Here is a 20,920-nt window from a genome sequence, read left to right as displayed (position 1 = left end):
TCTGGCTGCCAGCTCCCACAGGTTTTTATGGCGTGGCTTAGATAGCGTTGTGGCTTTTCAGCCAGCCAAGACCGGCTTCGGTAGAGGTCAAAGGCTTGTACTCACAGCCGACCCAACCCTGGTAACCGATGCGGTCCAGGTGTTCGAACAGGAAGCGGTAGTTGATCTCCCCCGTTCCCGGCTCGTTGCGTCCCGGGTTGTCTGCCAGCTGGATATGGTTGATCCGGGGCAGGTGTTCGGCCATGGTCCGGGCCAGGTCACCCTCCATGATTTGCATGTGATAGATGTCGTATTGCAGGAACAGATTGGCGCTGCCCACCTGTTCGCGAATCGCCAGGGCCTGCGCGGTGTTGTTGAGGTAGAAACCTGGGATGTCACGGGTATTGATGGCCTCCATCACCAGCTTGATGCCAACCGCTTGCAGTTTGTCGGCAGCATATTTGAGGTTGTCGACGAAGGTCTTTTGCACGGTCGCTTCATCGACACCCTGTGGACGGATGCCTGCCAGGCAGTTGACCTGGGTATTGCCCAGCACCTGGGCATAGGCGATCGCCAGGTCGACCCCGGCACGGAACTCTTCGATCCGATCCGGGTGGCAGGCCAGGCCTCGTTCGCCCTTGGCCCAATCACCGGCCGGCAGGTTGAACAGCACTTGGGTCAGGCCGTGGGTATCCAGTTGTGCCTTGATTTCGGCGGAGCTGAAATCGTAGGGGAACAGGTATTCCACGCCGGCAAAACCTGCGTCGGCTGCAGCTTTGAAGCGAGCAAGGAAGTCCTGTTCGGTGAACAGCATGGACAGGTTGGCGGCAAAGCGCGGCATAGGGCTCTCCTTAATCGAGCAGTGAAATGGCAGTCGGCGCATCGTTGCCAACCAATGCCAGATCTTCGAATTCGTTGACGGCGTTGATCTCTGTGCCCATGGAAATATTGGTCACGCGCTCCAGAATAATCTCAACGATCACCGGAACCTTGAACTCTTCGATCATTTCCTGGGCTTTGCGCAATGCCGGCTGGATCTGACTTGGCTCGAACACACGCAACGCCTTGCAACCCAGACCTTCGGCGACGGCTACGTGGTCGACACCATAACCGTTGAGCTCCGGCGCATTGAGGTTGTCGAAAGACAGCTGCACGCAGTAGTCCATTTCAAACCCGCGCTGAGCCTGACGGATCAACCCCAGGTACGAGTTGTTCACCACGACATGGATGTACGGCAGCTTGAACTGCGCACCCACGGCCAATTCTTCGATCATGAACTGGAAGTCGTAGTCACCGGACAATGCCACCACTTTGCGAGTCGGGTCAGCCTTGACCACGCCCAGCGCTGCCGGGATGGTCCAGCCCAACGGACCGGCCTGGCCGCAGTTGATCCAATGCCGTGGCTTGTAGACATGCAGGAACTGCGCGCCGGCAATCTGCGACAAGCCGATGGTGCTGACGTAGCAGGTATCTTTGCCGAACACCTGGTTCATCTCTTCGTACACCCGCTGCGGCTTGACCGGCACGTTGTCGAAGTGGGTCTTGCGATGCAGGGTGGCTTTGCGCTGCTGGCAATCATGGAGCCAGGCGCTGCGGTCCTTGAGCTTGCCGGCGGCTTTCCATTCACGGGCCACTTCAATGAACATGGTCAGTGCTGCGCCGGCATCGGACACGATGCCCAGGTCCGGGGTAAACACACGGCCGATCTGCGTGGGCTCGATATCTACGTGAATAAACTTGCGCCCTTCGGTGTAGACCTCCACCGAACCGGTGTGACGGTTGGCCCAGCGGTTGCCGATGCCCAGCACCACGTCCGACTTGAGCATCGTCGCGTTGCCGTAGCGGTGGGAGGTTTGCAGGCCGACCATACCGACCATCTGTGGATGGTCGTCGGCAATAGTGCCCCAGCCCATCAGGGTCGGGATCACCGGGATGCCAGTCAGTTCGGCGAACTCCACCAACAGTTCGCTGGCGTCGGCATTGATCACGCCGCCACCGGCGACCAGCAGCGGGCGCTCAGCTTGATCCAGCAGGGCGAGGGCCTTTTCGACCTGGACGCGAGTTGCCAGGGGCTTGGCCAATGGCAGTGGCTGGTAGGCATCGATATCGAACTCGATCTCGGCCATTTGTACGTCGAATGGCAAGTCGATCAGTACCGGGCCTGGACGCCCGGAGCGCATTTCGTAGAACGCCTTCTGGAACGCATATGGTACCTGGCCAGGCTCCAGCACGGTGGTTGCCCACTTGGTGACGGGCTTGACGATGCTGGTGATGTCTACTGCCTGGAAATCTTCCTTGTGCATCCGGGCGCGGGGCGCCTGGCCTGTGATGCACAAAATCGGGATCGAGTCCGCCGAGGCGCTGTACAGGCCGGTGACCATGTCGGTGCCCGCCGGGCCAGAAGTGCCGATGCACACGCCAATATTGCCGGCCTTGGTGCGGGTGTAACCCTCGGCCATGTGCGAAGCGCCTTCCACGTGGCGAGCGAGGACGTGATCGATGCCGCCGACCTTCTGCAAGGCCGAATACAACGGATTGATCGCAGCGCCCGGGATGCCAAAGGCGGTATCGACCCCTTCACGACGCATCACCAGGACGGCGGCTTCGATTGCTCTCATTTTGCTCATGGTTTTGGTGCCTCTTGCGTTTTGTAATTGTATACAAGTGGTGTTGCGTCAAAGTGTATTCACGGCGAGAGGCGCAGGTCAATCCCTTTCGCTCTAGGGTTGCGGCGTTCGTCGGAAGCCTTTTCGGCAGGTTTTTTTCGACATGTGGTGCAAGTGTTAGAAAATATTGTATACAAAATATAAATCTATTGTGTTCTATTTGTCGTATCCAGCTTCTGAACATGCAGAAGCCCACGGCTTTCCCAATAACAAGATAAGGACGGCACCCATGAGCGCTTTAACCTTGAAAGTCGCAGTCAACCTGGCTAACCAGGCCATCAGCGCAGGTCGAGCTATTTCGGCCGCGCCCCTGACCATTGCGGTACTCGACGGTGGCGGGCACCTGATAACGCTGCAGCGCGAAGACGGCGCGAGTCTGCTGCGTCCGCAAATCGCCATTGGCAAGGCCTGGGGTGCAATTGCCTTAGGCAAGGGCTCTCGTTTACTGGCGTTGGACGCGCAGCAGCGGCCAGCATTTATCGCGGCACTCAATAGCTTGGGGCAGGGCAGCGTAGTACCCGCGCCGGGGGGGGTGTTGATTCGCGATCAGGGCGGGCGAGTCGTGGGGGCAATCGGGATCAGTGGGGATACATCGGATATTGACGAGCAGTGTGCGATTGCTGCAATCGAGGGGATGGGGTTGATGGCGGATGCAGGGGTGTCGGCCTGATTTTTCAGTGACTGGTCGGGCCCTATCGCGGGCTTGCTCGCGATTGGCCCAGGCACCACAGTCTCTCAGTCGGGCTCACAGCCTTTTAGTACCAACCGAATAATCGTCTGCGCCGCCGCCTCATAATCCGCTTCATCCAGCTTGGCCTTGCCGGTCACTGCCGAGATCTGCCAGTCAAAATCGGCATAGGTCTGGGTTGCGGCCCAGATGCTGAACATCAGGTGGTTGGGATCAATCGCGGTAATCAGCCCACGATCTACCCACTGCTGGATGCAATCGATGTTGTGCTTGGCCTGGGCATTGAGCTGTTCGACCTGCTCGGTGCTCAGGTGCGGCGCGCCGTGCATGATTTCGCTGGCGAAGACTTTCGAGGCAAAGGGCAAATCTCGGGAAATACAGATTTTCGAGCGAATGTACCCGCTCAGCACTTCCTTGGGATCACCGTCCGGATTGAAGGGGGTGGAGGCGGCCAGGATCGGCTCGATAATGCTTTCGAGCACCTCGCGGTAGAGGTTGTCCTTGGACTTGAAGTAGTAGTAGACGTTGGGCTTGGGCAGCCCGGCCTTGGCGGCGATATCGCTGGTTTTGGTCGCGGCGAAGCCCTTGTCGGCAAACTCCTCGCTTGCAGCCCGCAGGATCAGTTCTTTGTTGCGCTCGCGAATGGTGCTCATGGACCAGAGGATTCCTTGCCGAGACAGGCGGTTGCGCATGGTAGCACCGGCTATCTGCGGGCCTCAAGAATGTGCCCGCGACACGTTGCGTCGCGCTAAGCTCACCCATATCCCCTCTCAAGGAAACCTGATTCATGGCAGGAAGCAGCTTGTTGCTATTGATCGATGACATCGCCGCCGTGCTCGACGACGTTGCATTGATGACCAAAATGGCCGCCAAGAAAACCGCAGGTGTGCTGGGGGACGATTTGGCGCTCAATGCCCAGCAAGTCTCGGGCGTTCGTGCCGAACGGGAAATCCCAGTGGTATGGGCGGTGGCCAAGGGTTCGTTCGTCAATAAACTGATCCTGGTGCCGGCCGCCCTGCTGATCAGCGCCTTTGCTCCGTGGGCGGTGACGCCACTGCTGATGCTCGGTGGCGCTTACCTGTGTTTTGAGGGGTTTGAAAAGCTTGCCCATAAATTCCTTCACAGCAAGGCGCAGGATCAGGCAGAACATGCGCAGTTGGTCAAGGCGGTGGCCGACCCTGCAACTGACTTGGTGGCGTTCGAGAAAGACAAGATCAAGGGCGCCATCCGCACGGACTTTATTCTGTCGGCTGAAATCATCGCCATCACCCTGGGCACGGTGGCAGATGCACCTCTGATGCAACAGGTGATCGTGCTCTCGGGCATCGCCATCGTCATGACGGTTGGCGTGTATGGCTTGGTAGCGGGCATCGTCAAGCTTGACGACCTGGGCCTGTGGCTCACCCAGAAACCGGGCCAGATGGCGCGCAGTATTGGTAGCGGGATTCTGCGGGCGGCGCCTTATATGATGAAAAGCCTGTCGATCATCGGTACCGCAGCGATGTTCATGGTTGGCGGCGGGATACTTACCCATGGTGTGCCAGCGGTGCATCACTGGATCGAGACGGTCAGCCAAAGCATCGGTGGTATCAGTTGGTTGATGCCGACGTTGCTCAACGCGGTGGCGGGGATCATTGCCGGGGCGCTGGTGTTGGCGCTGGTCAGTTTGGTCGGTAAAGCCTGGGTAGCCCTCAAGGCTTGAAGCTTCGCCGCAATGAAAAAAGGCCATTCAATCGAATGGCCTTTTTTGTGCGCCGGGGTTACTCGGCTATCTGCAGCTTGCGCGATTCGGTGTACACGTAGCGCACTTTTTCATACTCGAACGGTGAGTTCAGCTGGCCGTAGCGGAAGCTTGTCTGGTAGCGCTTGTCCACTGCGCGCAGGGCCCATATTTCCGGATGGTTGGAGCTGACCTCGGACACATTGAGGAAATTGATCTGCGATTCGGCACTGTAGTCCACGAGCAGGCCGCCCGTATCCCGCAGGTTCGACGGACCGAGGATCGGCAGTATCAGATAGGCACCACCGGGTACGCCGTAGAAACCCAGGGTCTGACCGAAGTCCTCGCTCTGGCGTGGTAGGCCCATCGCGGTTGCCGGGTCCCACAAGCCTGCGACGCCAAGGGTGGTATTGAGCAGCAGGCGGCCGGTAGTTTCGAGAGAACGATGGCCCTTGAGTTGCAGCAGGCTGTTCAACAGGTTGGGCACATCCCCCAGGTTGTTGAAGAAATTGCTGACGCCGGTGCGCAGGAAGCTGGGAGTGACGTAGCGATAACCGTCGACCACCGGCAGGAACACCCACTGGTCGAAACGATAGTTGAAGTGGTACACCCGACGGTTCCACGACTCCAGCGGGTCGTAGACGTTGAGGGCGTTAAGGGTCGAACGCTCGAATTCGCGCTGGTCCAAGCCAGGGTTGAACTTGAGCTTTGTCAGGGGTTCCTTGAAGCCATCTTCGTCGACCACAGTAGGCGTATGGGCTTTGCTGTTGTCGGCATTGGCCACGCCTGCGCACATCAAGGCAGCGAGAAGCAGCAGATATTTAGCCACGGAAGAACTCCAGCATGGCGTCGGCGTTGACGCGGTAATTGAGGTTGCCGCAGTGGCCGCCCAGAGGGTAGACGGTCAAGCGATCGCCGAAGGTTTTACGCAGGAAACCCAGGTCGCCCGGGCCGAGGATCACGTCGTCGGCGTTATGCATGACGGCAATTTTCGGACTGTCGCGCAGATAATCCTCAAGGGCGTACAGGCTGACCTGGTCGATCAGTTGCAACAGGCTGCCGCCATCGGTGCGGGCACGCCACATCGGGATCACTTGTTCGGTCAGGTAGCAGTCGAAATCGCATTGCAGCGCGCGTTTGAGAAATGGCGTGAGGCTGGTGCCTTCGGTGATCGGGTATTTGGGCGGGATGATCAGGCCGCGCCGGTTGATCAGGTCCGAGGTGAAGGCGATGTCTGCCGCTGAAAAACGGAACGAGGTGCCGATCAACATCGCCATCTGTTCATTGCTCAGGTGTTGCTTGGAGTTCTGGAAGTCGTAGAGCAGGGCGTCGTTGATATCGATGTAGCCCTTTTGCTGGAAGTAGCGAGTCAGCTTGTTCAGCACCAATTCATAAAAGGTGGTGCTGTTGTTGATGCCCTTGACCTCGGTTTGCACCAGCTTGTCGAGGTTGGTAATCGAGGTGTAGAGATTGACCGGCGGGTTGAGCAGCAACACCTTTTTGAAGTTGAAGCTGCGTCGGGTTTCGTCCAGCTTGCTGACGAAGGCCGCATCCAGCGCGCCCAGGCTATAACCCGTGAGGTAGAACTCGGTCACCGGCAGCGAGGCGTTTTGCGCGCGCACAGCCTGCATTACGCGGTACATGTCCTCGGCGTCTTCCTGCGTGATACCTGGCGTGGCAAATCGCGACGCCGCGCTGATGAAGTCAAAACTGGTAGGAGAGGACAACTGCACGACGTGGTAGCCGGCCTTGTAATACAGTTTTTTCAGGTATTCGTTAATGGTGCTGTCAAATCGCGCGCCAGTGCCGGCGATCAGGAAGATCAGCGGCGCTGCGCGGTCCTGCTTGGCGATGCGGTAGGTGAGCTTCTTCACTGACCAGAAGTTGTCGGGCAGGCTGAACTCGCGCTCGGGGCGCATGGTCAGGCTGTAGTCGGATTGGTTGATGTCGTCGATGGACGGCAAATCCGGGCGCAGGTCCGGTGGCGTGGTGGCGATAGTCGCCTCGAACGGGTTGGTCAAAGGGTAGCCATAGCTGGCCGGATCGACGTCGACCGCCAGTGCTGACGCACTCAGAAAAAGGCCGCCCAACAAGGCGGCACAGCGTAAGGAACGGAGCATGACTAAATCCCTAAGAGGAAACGTGCTTAATGAAGTTCGCAGGCTATGACCACCGCGCGGTCGCCGAAGTGCCAGCCCTCGGCACTAAAATTCGGAAAAAACACACAGGAATCGGGGTAATAGTAGCTAGACGATACACTTTGGCACGCTTCGCTGAACAGATATCTGCGTACAAACCTTGCCAACGGCAGCCGCGAGATTAAGCTGGGCGCCGTTTTTGCCTATCGGAGCACCCCATGTCTCGCCATTTACCATTGATTTTGCTGCTTATTGCCTTGCCGTTATGGCTGGCTGCCAGTTACGGCGCCCGATATGGGTTTATGGAAGCAGGGCAGTGGGTCGGCATCTGCGTGGATCAAGCCAGCCGCTGGGAGTGTCAGGTGCGGGCGAACCTGGGGCTGATGATTCATTTCAAGGTGATGGGCTGGGCGGCGCTGACCACCTCGGTGCTGGCGTTTGTCGTACCGGGCCGTGCAGGATGGGGCTTGGCGGTGTTGGCGCTGTTGTTTGGCTTTCCAGCACTTGCGTTGTACAACGCCAGCTTTGCGGTATTTGCGCTGGTGATCGCCGGGTTGCGGCTGGTCAGGGCATCTCGGGCTGTCTGATAGGGACAGCCGCAGGATATGTGAGAGCGGGCTTGCCCTCAGGGCTTGCGTATCCGAAGGCACCGCCACAAGGCAGCCACCATCAGCAAACTCACCAATGCCCAGCCCAGTGCTTGTTGGTTCATTAGCCCTTCTTGGTACAGCTGTGGTGCAATCCCGGCTCCGATAATGAAGGTCAGCAGGGCAATCTCCCGTCGTGGGCCGTTGGCCGGGCGCAGCAGATACACCAGCGCCGGCAGTAGCAGGGCGGCGCTGGGGAAGCTGCGGTAGCGCGGGTCGAATACCAGTGCCAGCATCATGACCGCAGCGGCGAACCCGGCAAATGCCACTAGCCAGCCTGCGTGCTGCTCCAGCCAGGCGAAGGCCCGTTCGCGCCATCCCTGCCGAGCGCTCAAGGCCAGGGCAGCATGTGTCAGCACCAGCAGGTTCAGGGCCAGCAGCAGTCCGGCCCAGATCCATTCATCGGTGAAGCGTGCGGTCACTCGGGTCAATTCGGCCCAACTGCCAATCGAGCCGCCCGCTACTGCACCCAGCAATGGCAGCAACAAGGCGGCGCGGGTGCTGCGAACGCGCCCGCCGAGCAACAGGGTACCCAGCAGGATCACTGCGCCGACTCCCAGCCAGGTCGGCCAGTACGGCACATTGGTCACCGGCCCGGCGAGGATGCCCTTGTCCTGGCGATCGGCATCAAACAGCCCCCAGTAGCCGCCGACCGCTCCTTCGCTGGCGCGCTTCCATGGCTGGTCAAACGCTTCGATCAGGTTGTAATGCCAGCCATTGGCTTCGGCCATGGCGACGAAACCACGAATGAATCGGGCTTCGTTGACCCGGCTTGGTACTGCGGTCTCGCGCTGGCGGCCTTCGCTGGGCCAGCCGGTTTCGCCGATCATCACGTCCTTGGGGGCAAAACGATTGCCGAAGGTCTGGCGAATATCGCCGACGTGTCGCAGGGCCTGGTCGATGCCCGCCGGGTCGTCTTCCCAGTACGGCAGCAGATGGATGGTCAGGAAGTCTACCGCCGGCGCGATTTGCGGATGTTGCAGCCAGAACTCCCATACATCGGCATAGGTGACGGGCTGCTTGACCTGGCTTTTGACCTTCTCGATCAACTTCACCAGGTGTGTCTCGGTGATTTCCTTGCGCAGCAGGGCTTCGTTACCGACGATCACTGAGGTGACCACATCGGCGTTGGCGTTGGCCGAGGCAATCAGCAAGTCGACTTCCTTGGCAGTGTCCACCGGGTTGCGGCTGACCCAGGCGCCAATCATCAGCTTCAGGCCGTATTTGCGCGCCAGGTCCGGCAATGCTTCAAGGCCGGTCATGGAGTAGGTGCGGATGCACTCAAAGCGAGTGGCCAGCAGCGCCAGATCGGCGTCCATGCGTTCGGGGCGCAGTTTGAACGGCTGGTCAAAGGGGGATTGATCTTTGTCGAAGGGCGTGTAGGACGCGCATTGCAACTTGTGACTGGCGCTGGCGACATCCGGCAGCATGACCGACTGGCCACGGCCATACCAATAACCACTGAGCGCGAGCAGGCCCAGGAGCAGGGCGAAAATATAAGGCAGGGCAGGGAGGCGAGCATTCGCTGGCATGGTCAGGCCGTCTGGGAGCAAAGCCACGCATCTTACTGTATTTGCGCGTTACCAGTGGGGGCGCATGATTTTGACATGCAAAGTTCGGGCGGAATTTTGACGTTTTTTTGCCGCAGTGGCGTTGCTGGCTATCTAGTGTCGTTTCTTGCTTACCTGAGGTCGTAGTCAGAGCAGGTTCCCGGGAGCCGCAGGTTGATCATCGAAGCGCACCACATAACAACAGGTTGACGTCGCTCGGCATTCGTCGGGCGCAGCACTTTCGGGGACGTATTATGAAGATGCGACGACTCTTGGGCGCAACTGCCACTTTGGTAGTTGCGATGAGCTCCACACTGGCCAGCGCCGACAGCAAGACCCTGAGCATCGGCTATGTGGACGGCTGGTCAGACAGCGTTGCCACTACCCACGTGGCGGCGGAGGTGATCAAGGTCAAGCTCGGTTATGACGTGAAACTGCAGGCACTCGCCACCGGGATCATGTGGCAGGGCGTGGCTACCGGCAAGCTCGATGCAATGCTTTCGGCGTGGCTGCCGGTGACCCATGGTGATTACTGGACCAAGAACAAGGACAAGGTGGTCGACTACGGCCCCAACTTCAAGGACGCCAGGATCGGCCTGATCGTGCCGGAGTACGTCAAGGCCAAGTCTATAGCGGACTTGAAGACTGACACGACCTTCAAAAACAAAATCGTCGGTATCGATGCCGGCTCTGGCGTGATGCTCAAGACTGACGAAGCCATCAAGCAATATGACCTGGACTACAAGCTGCAAGCCAGTTCCGGGGCGGCAATGATTGCCGAGTTGACGCGTGCCGAAGACAAACAGGATTCCATTGCGGTCACCGGCTGGGTACCACACTGGATGTTCGCCAAGTGGAAACTGCGTTTCCTTGACGATCCAAAAGGAATTTATGGGGCTGCCGAGACCGTCAACAGCATCGGCAGCAAAGGCCTGGAAAAGAAAGCACCGGAAGTTGCCGCCTTCCTGAAGAAGTTCCAGTGGGCCTCGAAAGATGAAATCGGTGAAGTAATGTTGGCTATCCAGGAGGGCGCCAAGCCTGACGCGGCCGCCAAGGATTGGGTTGCCAAGCACCCTGAGCGGGTCGCCGAGTGGACCGCCCAGTAACCCGAGAAGATGGCAGGAGCGAGCTTGTGTAGGAGCGGGCTTGCTCGCGATGGCGGTGTAGCAGTCAGCATTAATAGTGACTGACCCACCGCTATCGCGAGCAAGCCTGCTCCTACATAAAACTCGCATCCGTTAATTGTTTGTATTGTCTCTCGAACCCTCGCTACACGCCCTCTAATACTAAGGTCGTCTGGAACCTGTCCCGCAGCCGCATACAGTGGCTACTGTACCAATAATAAAAAGCTGTGCTGCGAGGATAAAAACAATGAACGACAGCATTTACCTCTCGATTCAAAACAGCCCGCGCTTCAAGGAGCTGGTCAGAAAAAGGGAAAAGTTCGCCTGGATTCTCTCGGCGATCATGCTTGGGCTGTACTCCGGATTCATCCTGTTGATTGCCTACGGGCCACATTTGCTGGGGGCCAAGATCAGTCCCGAGTCCTCCATCACCTGGGGAATTCCAATCGGGGTTGGGCTGATTGTCTCGGCCTTTATCCTGACAGGCATTTATGTGCGACGCGCCAATGGCGAATTCGACGACCTGAACAATGCGATTCTCAAGGAGGCTGCGCAATGATCCGGCGTCTATTGGCTGTATTCGGCGCTTCGCTCTTTGCTCCTGCCGTTTGGGCGGCGGATGCATTGACCGGTGCAGTGCAAAAACAACCGCTTAATATCTCGGCCATTGTGATGTTTGTCGCCTTTGTCGGCGCCACACTGTGCATCACCTACTGGGCGTCCAAGCGCAACAACTCAGCGGCCGACTACTATGCGGCCGGTGGCAAGATCACCGGCTTCCAGAACGGCCTGGCGATTGCTGGCGACTACATGTCGGCAGCATCTTTCCTTGGCATTTCCGCGCTGGTGTTCACTTCTGGCTACGACGGCCTGATCTACTCGATCGGCTTCCTGGTGGGCTGGCCGATCATTCTGTTCCTGATCGCCGAGCGCCTGCGTAACCTGGGCAAGTACACCTTTGCCGACGTGGCGTCTTATCGCTTGGGGCAAACCCAGATTCGCAGCCTGTCGGCCTGTGGCTCGCTGGTGGTGGTGGCGTTCTACCTGATCGCGCAGATGGTGGGTGCGGGCAAGTTGATCCAACTGCTGTTCGGCCTCGATTACCATGTAGCGGTGATCCTGGTGGGGATCCTGATGTGCCTCTACGTGCTGTTTGGCGGCATGCTGGCGACCACTTGGGTGCAAATCATCAAGGCAGTGCTGCTGCTGTCCGGTGCTTCGTTCATGGCATTGATGGTGATGAAACACGTCAACTTCGACTTCAACACGCTGTTCTCCGAGGCGATCAAGGTTCACGCTAAAGGTGAAGCGATCATGAGCCCGGGCGGTCTGGTGAAAGACCCGATTTCGGCACTCTCCCTTGGCCTGGCGTTGATGTTCGGTACTGCCGGCTTGCCACATATCCTGATGCGCTTCTTCACCGTAAGCGATGCCAAAGAAGCACGTAAGAGCGTGTTGTACGCTACTGGCTTCATCGGCTACTTCTACATCCTGACCTTTATCATCGGCTTCGGTGCGATTCTGTTGGTCAGCACCAACCCGGCATTCAAGGATGCGGCGGGTGCCTTGTTGGGCGGCAATAACATGGCAGCGGTGCATTTGGCCGATGCGGTGGGTGGCAGTATCTTCCTGGGCTTCATCTCGGCCGTGGCATTCGCCACCATCCTCGCGGTGGTTGCCGGTTTGACCCTGGCTGGTGCTTCGGCGGTGTCCCATGACCTGTATGCCAGTGTGATCAAGAAAGGCAAGGCCAACGAGAAGGACGAGATTCGCGTCTCGAAGATCACCACGATCGCCCTGGCAGTACTGGCGATTGGCTTGGGTATCCTGTTCGAAAGCCAGAACATTGCGTTCATGGTCGGCCTGGCGTTCTCCATTGCTGCCAGCTGTAACTTCCCGGTGCTGCTGCTTTCGATGTACTGGAAAAACCTCACCACCCGTGGCGCGATGATTGGCGGCTGGCTGGGCCTGGTCAGTGCCGTGGGCCTGATGATTCTTGGCCCGACCATCTGGGTCTCGATCCTGAACCATGAAACCGCTATTTTCCCGTACGAATACCCGGCGCTGTTCTCGATGATCATCGCGTTCGTCGGTATCTGGTTCTTCTCCATCACTGACAAGTCGGTGGCGGCAGAGAAAGAGCGTGCGCTGTACTTCCCGCAGTTTGTGCGTTCGCAGACTGGCCTTGGGGCGAGTGGGGCGGTTAACCACTAAGGTTGTAGGTTAATAGAAAGCGCCCCGGTCGAAAGGCCGGGGCATTTTTTTGCCTGGAGTTCTGTGGTGTTTGTGCTATTGCTTTCGCGGGCTTGCTCGCGAAGACGGTATATCGATCAGCACAAATGAAAACGGCCTCCACTAGGGGAGGCCGTTCTCGGTACAACCAGCAGCTAATTGCTTACTTGCGGTCTTCCAGCTTGGTAATGTTACGCGACTCGTAGCCGGTGTACAGCTGGCGCGGGCGGCCAATCTTGTACGGGCTGGAGAGCATTTCTTTCCAGTGGGAGATCCAGCCCACGGTCCGCGCCAGGGCGAAGATCACGGTGAACATGCTGGTTGGAATGCCGATCGCCTTGAGGATGATCCCCGAGTAGAAGTCGACGTTCGGGTACAGCGAGCGCTCGATGAAGTAGGGGTCGGTCAGGGCGATCTCTTCCAGGCGCATGGCCAGTTCGAGTTGCGGATCGTTCTTGATCCCCAGTTCCTTCAACACTTCGTCGCAGGTCTGCTTCATTACGGTGGCGCGTGGGTCGCGGTTTTTGTAGACGCGGTGACCGAAGCCCATCAACTTGAACGGATCGTTCTTGTCCTTGGCCTTGGCGATAAAGGTGTCGATGTTGGAGACATCGCCGATTTCATCGAGCATGGTCAGCACGGCTTCGTTCGCACCGCCGTGAGCAGGGCCCCACAGCGCAGCGATACCGGCGGCGATACAGGCAAACGGGTTGGCCCCCGAAGAACCTGCCAGGCGCACGGTAGAGGTGGATGCGTTCTGTTCGTGGTCGGCATGGAGGATGAAGATCCGATCCATTGCCTTGGCGAGTACCGGGCTGATCGGTTTGATCTCGCACGGGGTGTTGAACATCATGTGCAGGAAGTTTTCCGCGTACGTCAGGTCGTTGCGCGGGTACATCATGGGTTGACCCATGGAGTACTTGTAAACCATTGCGGCCAGGGTCGGCATCTTGGCAACCAGGCGGATCGCGGAAATTTCGCGATGCTGCGGGTTATTGATGTCCAGGGAGTCGTGATAGAAAGCCGAGAGGGCGCCGACTACGCCGCACATTACGGCCATCGGGTGGGCATCGCGACGAAAGCCGTTGAAGAAGGTCTTCAATTGCTCGTGAACCATGGTGTGGTTCTTCACGGTGCTGACGAACTGGGCCTTTTGTTCGGCTGTTGGCAATTCGCCATTTAGCAGCAGGTAACAGGTTTCCAGGTAGTCCGACTTTTCGGCGAGCTGTTCGATCGGGTAGCCGCGATGCAGCAAAATGCCATTATCACCATCAATATAGGTGATCTTCGACTCGCAAGAAGCAGTCGACATGAAGCCTGGGTCAAATGTAAAACGGCCCGTGGCCGTAAGGCCCCGTACGTCGATAACATCGGGACCAACGGTGCCGGTTAAAATGGGCAGCTCGACGGGGGCTGCGCCCTCGATGATCAACTGCGCTTTTTTGTCAGCCATGTGGCCTCCTATTTATGCTTCAAATCATCAGACAGACCCCCCACGCAGGGCCCGCACCACTATAGTGAGATAAATTCAGATGTCAATTTGCCTAAAGTCTTGCTCCAGAAGGCTTTAACCATACTTTTTCCTCGAAATTGACTGCCGTTTACGCCTTTTATCCCGTCAGCGCAATCCGCTATTAGGGTGAGGAGCGCGCGTTGTCATTAGTGCCCTAACTGTCTATACTCGGCCACCGACCGCCAAGGGCTTTTGGGCTTGCTTTCATTGGGGGTCGCACTCCCTGGGTGGTGCTTACCTGACCAGTCGCACTCCCCAACAACTTTGCCCTGATTGTTAGGGGCTCTTCAGTGTGAAAAAAAGCCGTGAATAGCCAACGACCTGTAAACCTAGACCTAAGGACCATCAAACTCCCCATCACCGGCGTTACGTCGTTCCTGCACCGTGTTTCCGGCATCATCCTGTTTCTTGGCCTGGGCATCATGCTTTATGCATTGAGCAAATCCCTGGGTTCCGAGGAAGGTTATGCCGAGGTGAAGGCATGCTTGACCAGTCCGCTGGCCAAGTTCGTAGCATGGGGCCTCCTGTCCGCTCTGCTGTATCACTTGGTAGCCGGTGTGCGCCACTTGATCATGGACATGGGCATCGGTGAGACGCTGGAAGGCGGCCGCCTGGGCTCGAAAATCATCATTGCCATTTCCGTGGTGCTGATCGTTCTGGCAGGAGTTTGGATATGGTAACCAGCGTTACGAACCTATCGCGTTCGGGCCTCTATGACTGGATGGCACAACGAGTGTCTGCGGTCGTTCTCGCGGCTTATTTCATTTTCCTGATCGGGTACCTCGTTGCAAACCCTGGCATTGATTACGCTCAATGGCACGGTCTGTTCTCCCACAACGGGATGCGTATCTTCAGTTTGCTGGCCCTTGTAGCCCTGGGTGCTCACGCCTGGGTTGGCATGTGGACCATCGCGACTGACTACCTGACGCCAATGGCGCTGGGCAAGTCCGCGACTGCAGTACGTTTCCTTTTCCAGGCAGTATGCGGCGTTGCAATGTTCGCTTACTTCGTCTGGGGTGTGCAGATTCTCTGGGGTATCTGATTCATGGCTAACATTCCAACCATTTCTTTTGACGCCATCATTATTGGTGGCGGCGGCGCCGGCATGCGCGCTGCGCTGCAACTGGCCCAGGGCGGTCACAAGACCGCCGTGATCACCAAGGTGTTCCCGACCCGTTCCCACACCGTGTCGGCCCAGGGTGGCATCACCTGCGCCATCGCTTCCGCCGATCCGAACGATGACTGGCGCTGGCACATGTACGATACCGTCAAGGGTTCCGACTATATCGGTGACCAGGACGCTATCGAATACATGTGTCAGGAAGGCCCGGCAGCGGTATTCGAGCTGGACCACATGGGTCTGCCGTTCTCCCGTACCGAGCAAGGTCGCATCTACCAGCGTCCATTCGGCGGCCAGTCGAAGGATTACGGCAAGGGCGGCCAGGCTGCACGTACTTGCGCAGCATCCGACCGTACCGGTCACGCGCTGCTGCACACTCTTTATCAGGGCAACCTGAAAGCTGGCACCACGTTCCTGAACGAGTACTACGCAGTTGACCTGGTGAAGAACCAGGACGGTGCATTCGTCGGCGTGATCGCTATCTGCATCGAAACCGGTGAAACCACCTACATCCGCGCCAAGGCTACCGTTCTGGCGACTGGCGGTGCAGGCCGTATCTACGCTTCGACCACCAATGCCCTGATCAACACCGGTGACGGCGTTGGCATGGCACTGCGTGCCGGCGTTCCGGTACAGGACATCGAGATGTGGCAGTTCCACCCGACCGGCATCGCCGGCGCCGGTGTACTGGTAACGGAGGGTTGCCGTGGTGAAGGTGGCTACCTGATCAACAAGCACGGCGAGCGTTTCATGGAGCGTTATGCTCCGAACGCCAAGGACCTTGCCGGTCGTGACGTGGTTGCCCGTTCGATGGTCAAGGAAATCATCGCCGGCAACGGTTGCGGCCCGAACGGCGACCACGTGATGTTGAAGCTCGATCACCTGGGTGAGGAAGTGCTGCACAGCCGCCTGCCAGGTATCTGCGAGCTGTCCAAGACCTTCGCACACGTTGACCCGGTAGTTGCTCCGGTTCCGGTTGTTCCGACTTGCCACTACATGATGGGCGGCGTGCCGACCAACATCCATGGCCAGGCGATCACTCAGAACGCCGAAGGCGTGGATGAGATCATTCATGGTTTGTTCGCCGTGGGCGAAGTGGCTTGCGTATCGGTGCACGGTGCCAACCGTCTGGGCGGCAACTCGCTGCTCGACCTGGTGGTATTCGGTCGCGCTGCCGGCCTGCACCTGGAAAAGGCGCTGACCGACGGCATCGAATACGATGACGCTACCGACGCCAACATTGAAGCCGCCCTGGCACGCCTGAACGCTCTGAACGAGCGTACCGATGGCGAAGACGTAGCTACCCTGCGTCGCGAGCTGCAAAGCTGCATGCAAAACTACTTCGGTGTATTCCGTACTGGCGAATACATGCAAAAGGGTATTGCCCAACTGGCGGACCTGCGCAAGCGCATCGCCAACGTCAAGATCAACGATAAGAGCCAGGCGTTCAACACTGCTCGTATCGAAGCCCTTGAGCTGCAAAACCTGCTGGAAGTGGCTGAAGCGACTGCGATTGCCGCCGAGGTTCGTAAAGAATCCCGTGGTGCCCACGCTCGTGAAGACTTTGAAGATCGCGACGACGAAAACTGGTTGTGCCACACCTTGTACTTCCCGGGTGACAAGCGCGTAACCAAGCGTGCCGTGAACTTCTCGCCGAAGACGGTTCCGACGTTTGAACCGAAGATTCGGACTTACTAAGGGTGGCTGCCATGTTGAAAGTCAGTGTTTATCGCTACAACCCTGATCAGGACGCCGCGCCGTTCATGCAGGAGTTCCAGGTCGATACCGGTGGTAAGGACCTTATGGTGCTGGATGTATTGGCACTGATCAAAGAGCAGGACGAAGGTTTCTCCTATCGTCGCTCTTGCCGTGAAGGTGTCTGCGGTTCCGATGGCATGAACATCAACGGCAAGAACGGCCTGGCTTGCGTAACTCCGTTGTCTGCCGTGGTCAAGGGCAACAAGCTTGTTGTACGTCCATTGCCTGGTTTGCCGGTTATCCGTGACCTGGTCGTCGATATGAGCATCTTCTACAAGCAATACGAGAAGGTTAAGCCATTCCTGCAGAACGACACGCCGGCTCCGGCCATCGAGCGTCTGCAGTCCCCTGAAGAGCGTGAAAAGCTCGATGGCCTGTACGAGTGCATCCTGTGCGCTTGTTGCTCGACTTCGTGCCCGTCCTTCTGGTGGAACCCGGACAAGTTCCTGGGTCCAGCTGCCCTGCTGCAAGCGTACCGCTTCCTGGCAGACAGCCGTGACACCAAGACGTCCGAGCGTCTGGCTTCACTGGATGACCCGTTCAGCGTATTCCGCTGCCGCGGGATCATGAACTGCGTCAACGTATGTCCCAAAGGCCTGAACCCGACTAAGGCCATTGGTCACATCCGTAACATGCTGCTGCAAAGCGGCGTGTAAGGCGTTGTAGCAAAAGCAGGACCGTTGTGCCCGTAGATGCTGCGGCGCAGGCTTCAACCGGCGCCGTAGTTTTAACTTGAGCAGCGACTTACAAAGCCGTGGCTCTTATTTTGAAGAAATGAGACAAGCAGGGGCATTCGGGTTGGTACCCGAACTATCAGCGTGATCCTAAGTGGCTTGTTTTGGTCGCTGCACTCGGACTTCTGCAAGCAAACTCGGTGTTTTCGCCGGTGGTGTCCCCAAATCGAGGGTGACCAAGCATGCAAGAAAGCGTGATGCAGCGCATGTGGAACAGCGGCTATCTTTCAGGTGGTAACGCTGCCTATGTGGAAGAGCTTTATGAGCTCTACCTGCACGACCCTAACGCTGTGCCAGAAGAATGGCGCACCAAATTTCAGACGTTGCCTACTGACGGCAACGCTGCCACCGATGTATCGCACGCTACAATTCGCGAACAGTTCGTGCTGCTGGCAAAGAACCAGCGCCGCGCCCAACCGGTTTCCGCCGGCAGCGTGAGCAGTGAGCACGAGAAGAAGCAAGTTGAAGTTCTGCGACTGATCCAGGCCTACCGTATGCGTGGCCACCAGGCAGCCCAGCTTGACCCGCTGGGGCTGTGGCAGCGTCCTGCACCTGCAGACCTGTCGATCAATCACTACGGCTTGACCAATGCCGATCTTGATACGACCTTCCGTGCCGGCGACCTGTTCATCGGCAAAGAGGAAGCGAGCCTACGCGAAATTCACGAAGCGTTGCAGCAGACATATTGCCGCACCATCGGCGCTGAATTCACGCATATCACCGATTCCGAGCAGCGCCACTGGTTCCAGCAGCGCCTGGAAGGCGTGCGCGGTCGCCCGGTTTACTCGGCTGACATCAAGAGCCATCTGCTTGAGCGCGTAACTGCCGGTGAAGGCCTGGAAAAATACCTGGGCACCAAATACCCGGGCACCAAGCGTTTCGGCCTGGAAGGCGGCGAAAGCCTGATTCCGATGCTCGACGAACTGATCCAGCGTTCCGGTTCCTATGGCACCAAGGAAGTCGTTATCGGCATGGCCCACCGTGGCCGTCTGAACGTGCTGGTTAACACGTTTGGCAAGAACCCGCGCGAGCTGTTCGACGAGTTCGAAGGCAAGAAGAAGGTCGAGCTGGGTTCCGGTGACGTCAAATATCACCAGGGCTTCTCGTCCAACGTAATGACCACCGGCGGCGAAGTCCACCTGGCCATGGCATTCAACCCATCCCACCTGGAAATCGTTTCCCCGGTGGTCGAGGGTTCGGTGCGTGCTCGTCAGGATCGTCGCAACGATTCGACCGGTGAAAAGGTCCTGCCGATTTCCATCCATGGTGACGCGGCATTCGCCGGTCAGGGCGTGGTCATGGAAACCTTCCAGATGTCGCAGACCCGCGGCTTCAAGACGGGCGGCACGGTACACATCGTCATCAACAACCAGGTTGGCTTCACTATCAGCAACCCGCTGGATTCGCGTTCCACCGAGTACGCAACCGACGTCGCCAAGATGATCCAGGCGCCGATCCTCCATGTGAATGGTGATGATCCGGAAGCCGTACTGTTCGTGACGCAACTGGCCATCGACTACCGCATGCAGTTCAAGCGTGACGTGGTGATCGACCTGGTCTGCTACCGTCGTCGCGGTCACAACGAAGCGGACGAGCCTAGCGGCACCCAGCCGTTGATGTACCAGCAGATCACCAAGCAGCGCACCACTCGCGAGCAGTATGCCGATAGCCTGATCAAGGCTGACGTAGTGGACGAGGCGCGTGTTCAGGCGAAAGTCGATGAATACCGCAACGCGCTGGACAACGGCCTGCATGTGGTAAAAAGCCTGGTCAAGGAGCCGAACAAAGAGCTGTTCGTTGACTGGCGTCCGTACCTGGGTCACGCCTGGACTGCGCGTCACGACACTACGTTCGATCTCAAGACCTTGCAGGAACTGTCCGCCAAGCTTCTGGAAATTCCGGAAGGTTTCGTGGTTCAGCGCCAGGTCGCGAAGATCTACGAGGACCGTCAGAAGATGCAAGCCGGCGGCCTGCCGATCAACTGGGGTTATGCCGAAACCATGGCATACGCGACCCTGGCGTTCGAAGGTCACCCGATCCGCATGACTGGCCAGGACATCGGCCGTGGTACGTTCTCGCACCGTCACGCGGTATTGCACAACCAGAAAGACGCGGGTACCTACATCCCGTTGCAGAACCTGTACAAGGGCCAGCCACGTTTCGACCTGTACGATTCGTTCCTGTCCGAGGAAGCCGTGCTGGCGTTCGAATACGGTTACTCGACCACCACGCCTCAGGCGCTGGTGATCTGGGAGGCCCAGTTCGGAGACTTCGCCAACGGCGCGCAGGTGGTTATCGATCAATTCATCACCAGCGGCGAGCACAAGTGGGGCCGTTTGTGCGGCCTGACCATGCTGTTGCCACACGGTTATGAAGGCCAGGGTCCGGAGCACTCCTCGGCCCGCCTGGAGCGTTACCTGCAACTGTGCGCCGAGCACAACATCCAGGTGTGCATGCCGACCACGCCGGCCCAGATCTACCACTTGCTGCGTCGCCAGGTGATTCGTCCCCTGCGCAAACCATTGGTAGTCCTGACTCCGAAGTCGTTGCTGCGTCATAAATTGGCCATCTCGACCCTGGAAGATCTGGCCGACGGTTCGTTCCAGACCGTTATTCCGGAAATCGATGCCATTGACCCGAAAAAGGTCACTCGTCTCGTGCTGTGCAGCGGCAAGGTCTACTACGACCTGCTGGAAAAACGCCGTGCCGAAGGTCGTGATGACATCGCTATCGTGCGTCTTGAGCAGCTGTATCCATTCCCTGAGGACGACTTGATTGAAGTCCTGGCGCCTTATTCCAACCTCAAACATATCGTTTGGTGTCAGGAAGAGCCGATGAACCAGGGGGCCTGGTACTGCAGCCAGCACCATATGCGCCGCATCGTTGGCGGTCACAACAAGTCGCTCGTACTTGAGTACGCGGGCCGTGACGCTTCTGCTGCACCTGCTTGTGGTTATGCATCGATGCACGCCGAGCAGCAGGAAAAACTGCTGCAAGATGCTTTCACTGTTTAACGCCTTCGCGCTGACTGAAACCGAATTTTAAGGACCA

General features: G+C 58.0%; 18 protein-coding genes. 11 read left to right on the top strand and 7 right to left on the bottom strand.

Going from position 1 to position 20,920, the window contains the following annotated elements; genetic code table 11:
* Positions 1-37 precede the first annotated feature (37 nt).
* Both hyi and gcl read right to left on the bottom strand, forming a co-directional pair.
* A complete protein-coding gene (hyi, locus tag OQ460_RS16810) occupies positions 38-820 on the bottom strand; it encodes a hydroxypyruvate isomerase (RefSeq protein ID WP_410018529.1) in 783 nt (260 codons plus the stop codon).
* A gap of 10 nt (positions 821-830) precedes the next feature.
* Positions 831-2,606 (bottom strand): glyoxylate carboligase, encoded by a 1,776-nt coding sequence (gene gcl, locus OQ460_RS16805; RefSeq protein ID WP_410018528.1) that lies wholly within the window; start codon positions 2,604-2,606, stop codon positions 831-833.
* A 268-nt stretch (positions 2,607-2,874) separates the two neighbouring features.
* On the opposite strand from gcl, the gene OQ460_RS16800 reads away from it, so the two are divergent.
* The gene (locus tag OQ460_RS16800; RefSeq protein WP_410018527.1) at positions 2,875-3,315 is read left to right on the top strand and encodes a GlcG/HbpS family heme-binding protein; all 441 of its coding nucleotides are present in this window, start codon (positions 2,875-2,877) and stop codon (positions 3,313-3,315) included.
* Between the two features lie 65 nt (positions 3,316-3,380).
* Here the strand turns inward: OQ460_RS16800 and OQ460_RS16795 are convergent, their stop codons facing one another.
* Positions 3,381-3,986: a TetR/AcrR family transcriptional regulator gene (locus tag OQ460_RS16795; RefSeq protein WP_410018526.1), complete on the bottom strand. Its 606-nt coding sequence runs from the start codon at positions 3,984-3,986 to the stop codon at positions 3,381-3,383.
* 134 nt (positions 3,987-4,120) lie between these two features.
* Between OQ460_RS16795 and OQ460_RS16790 the strand changes: the two genes are divergently transcribed.
* A complete protein-coding gene (locus OQ460_RS16790) occupies positions 4,121-5,035 on the top strand; it encodes a DUF808 domain-containing protein (protein WP_410018525.1) in 915 nt (304 codons plus the stop codon).
* 58 nt (positions 5,036-5,093) lie between these two features.
* On the opposite strand, the gene OQ460_RS16785 is transcribed toward OQ460_RS16790, so the two are convergent.
* Together OQ460_RS16785 and OQ460_RS16780 are read right to left on the bottom strand one after the other, a co-directional pair.
* Positions 5,094-5,882: an MlaA family lipoprotein gene (locus OQ460_RS16785; protein WP_410018524.1), complete on the bottom strand. Its 789-nt coding sequence runs from the start codon at positions 5,880-5,882 to the stop codon at positions 5,094-5,096.
* Positions 5,875-7,173: a serine/threonine protein kinase gene (locus OQ460_RS16780; protein ID WP_410018523.1), complete on the bottom strand. Its 1,299-nt coding sequence runs from the start codon at positions 7,171-7,173 to the stop codon at positions 5,875-5,877. Before OQ460_RS16780 ends, OQ460_RS16785 begins: the two co-directional genes overlap by 8 nt.
* Before the next feature lie 236 nt (positions 7,174-7,409).
* On the opposite strand from OQ460_RS16780, the gene OQ460_RS16775 reads away from it, so the two are divergent.
* The gene (locus OQ460_RS16775) at positions 7,410-7,778 is read left to right on the top strand and encodes a hypothetical protein (RefSeq protein ID WP_410018522.1); all 369 of its coding nucleotides are present in this window, start codon (positions 7,410-7,412) and stop codon (positions 7,776-7,778) included.
* Positions 7,779-7,816: 38 nt separating this feature from the next.
* Here OQ460_RS16775 and OQ460_RS16770 read toward each other — a convergent pair whose 3' ends face one another.
* Positions 7,817-9,370, bottom strand: coding sequence for a beta (1-6) glucans synthase (locus tag OQ460_RS16770; protein WP_410022033.1), 1,554 nt, complete (start codon positions 9,368-9,370; stop codon positions 7,817-7,819).
* Positions 9,371-9,642: 272 nt separating this feature from the next.
* On the opposite strand from OQ460_RS16770, the gene OQ460_RS16765 reads away from it, so the two are divergent.
* From OQ460_RS16765 to OQ460_RS16755, 3 genes are all read left to right on the top strand, one after another.
* Entirely contained in the window at positions 9,643-10,494 is an 852-nt protein-coding gene (locus OQ460_RS16765; RefSeq protein ID WP_410018521.1) for a glycine betaine ABC transporter substrate-binding protein, read from the top strand.
* Between the two features lie 265 nt (positions 10,495-10,759).
* Positions 10,760-11,071 carry a DUF485 domain-containing protein gene (locus OQ460_RS16760; protein ID WP_410018520.1) on the top strand — a complete coding sequence of 104 codons (312 nt, stop codon included), beginning with the start codon at positions 10,760-10,762 and terminating at the stop codon, positions 11,069-11,071.
* Positions 11,068-12,726, top strand: coding sequence for a cation acetate symporter (locus OQ460_RS16755; protein ID WP_410018519.1), 1,659 nt, complete (start codon positions 11,068-11,070; stop codon positions 12,724-12,726). The genes OQ460_RS16760 and OQ460_RS16755 overlap by 4 nt, the downstream gene beginning before the upstream one ends.
* 181 nt (positions 12,727-12,907) lie before the next feature.
* Here the strand turns inward: OQ460_RS16755 and gltA are convergent, their stop codons facing one another.
* Complete coding sequence (gltA, locus tag OQ460_RS16750; RefSeq protein ID WP_410018518.1) at positions 12,908-14,197, bottom strand: citrate synthase; 1,290 nt, start codon at positions 14,195-14,197, stop codon at positions 12,908-12,910.
* Between the two features lie 365 nt (positions 14,198-14,562).
* Between gltA and sdhC the strand changes: the two genes are divergently transcribed.
* The 5 genes from sdhC (at position 14,563) to OQ460_RS16725 (ending at position 20,883) form a co-directional block, all read left to right on the top strand.
* Complete coding sequence (gene sdhC / locus OQ460_RS16745) at positions 14,563-14,937, top strand: succinate dehydrogenase, cytochrome b556 subunit (RefSeq protein ID WP_003172804.1); 375 nt, start codon at positions 14,563-14,565, stop codon at positions 14,935-14,937.
* Positions 14,931-15,299 carry a succinate dehydrogenase, hydrophobic membrane anchor protein gene (gene sdhD / locus OQ460_RS16740; RefSeq protein ID WP_084381144.1) on the top strand — a complete coding sequence of 123 codons (369 nt, stop codon included), beginning with the start codon at positions 14,931-14,933 and terminating at the stop codon, positions 15,297-15,299. Before sdhC ends, sdhD begins: the two co-directional genes overlap by 7 nt.
* A 3-nt stretch (positions 15,300-15,302) precedes the next feature.
* Positions 15,303-17,075: a succinate dehydrogenase flavoprotein subunit gene (gene sdhA, locus OQ460_RS16735; protein ID WP_076963916.1), complete on the top strand. Its 1,773-nt coding sequence runs from the start codon at positions 15,303-15,305 to the stop codon at positions 17,073-17,075.
* 11 nt (positions 17,076-17,086) lie between these two features.
* On the top strand, positions 17,087-17,791 hold the full coding sequence (locus tag OQ460_RS16730) for a succinate dehydrogenase iron-sulfur subunit (RefSeq protein ID WP_410018517.1): 705 nt from the start codon (positions 17,087-17,089) through the stop codon (positions 17,789-17,791).
* Between the two features lie 260 nt (positions 17,792-18,051).
* Entirely contained in the window at positions 18,052-20,883 is a 2,832-nt protein-coding gene (locus OQ460_RS16725; protein ID WP_410018516.1) for a 2-oxoglutarate dehydrogenase E1 component, read from the top strand.
* Positions 20,884-20,920 lie beyond the last annotated feature (37 nt).

The organism is Pseudomonas imrae, from assembly GCF_046352735.2.
GTDB classification, from domain to species: domain Bacteria; phylum Pseudomonadota; class Gammaproteobacteria; order Pseudomonadales; family Pseudomonadaceae; genus Aquipseudomonas; species Aquipseudomonas imrae.
Note: the sequence above shows the minus strand (reverse complement) of the source record. Positions and strands in the feature narration are given on the sequence as shown.

Bases quoted from the DNA above. Each gene is read 5' to 3' on its own strand.
- OQ460_RS16730 (WP_410018517.1), top strand. From the start codon at position 17,087: ATGTTGAAAGTCAGTGTTTATCGCTACAACCCTGATCAGGACGCCGCG.
- OQ460_RS16760 (WP_410018520.1), top strand. From the start codon at position 10,760: ATGAACGACAGCATTTACCTCTCGATTCAAAACAGCCCGCGCTTCAAG.
- OQ460_RS16770 (WP_410022033.1), bottom strand. From the start codon at position 9,370: ATGCCAGCGAATGCTCGCCTCCCTGCCCTGCCTTATATTTTCGCCCTG.
- OQ460_RS16775 (WP_410018522.1), top strand. From the start codon at position 7,410: ATGTCTCGCCATTTACCATTGATTTTGCTGCTTATTGCCTTGCCGTTA.
- OQ460_RS16765 (WP_410018521.1), top strand. From the start codon at position 9,643: ATGAAGATGCGACGACTCTTGGGCGCAACTGCCACTTTGGTAGTTGCG.
- sdhA (WP_076963916.1), top strand. From the start codon at position 15,303: ATGGCTAACATTCCAACCATTTCTTTTGACGCCATCATTATTGGTGGC.
- sdhD (WP_084381144.1), top strand. From the start codon at position 14,931: ATGGTAACCAGCGTTACGAACCTATCGCGTTCGGGCCTCTATGACTGG.
- hyi (WP_410018529.1), bottom strand. From the start codon at position 820: ATGCCGCGCTTTGCCGCCAACCTGTCCATGCTGTTCACCGAACAGGAC.
- OQ460_RS16790 (WP_410018525.1), top strand. From the start codon at position 4,121: ATGGCAGGAAGCAGCTTGTTGCTATTGATCGATGACATCGCCGCCGTG.
- OQ460_RS16800 (WP_410018527.1), top strand. From the start codon at position 2,875: ATGAGCGCTTTAACCTTGAAAGTCGCAGTCAACCTGGCTAACCAGGCC.
- gltA (WP_410018518.1), bottom strand. From the start codon at position 14,197: ATGGCTGACAAAAAAGCGCAGTTGATCATCGAGGGCGCAGCCCCCGTC.
- OQ460_RS16725 (WP_410018516.1), top strand. From the start codon at position 18,052: ATGCAAGAAAGCGTGATGCAGCGCATGTGGAACAGCGGCTATCTTTCA.
- gcl (WP_410018528.1), bottom strand. From the start codon at position 2,606: ATGAGCAAAATGAGAGCAATCGAAGCCGCCGTCCTGGTGATGCGTCGT.
- OQ460_RS16755 (WP_410018519.1), top strand. From the start codon at position 11,068: ATGATCCGGCGTCTATTGGCTGTATTCGGCGCTTCGCTCTTTGCTCCT.
- OQ460_RS16780 (WP_410018523.1), bottom strand. From the start codon at position 7,173: ATGCTCCGTTCCTTACGCTGTGCCGCCTTGTTGGGCGGCCTTTTTCTG.
- OQ460_RS16795 (WP_410018526.1), bottom strand. From the start codon at position 3,986: ATGAGCACCATTCGCGAGCGCAACAAAGAACTGATCCTGCGGGCTGCA.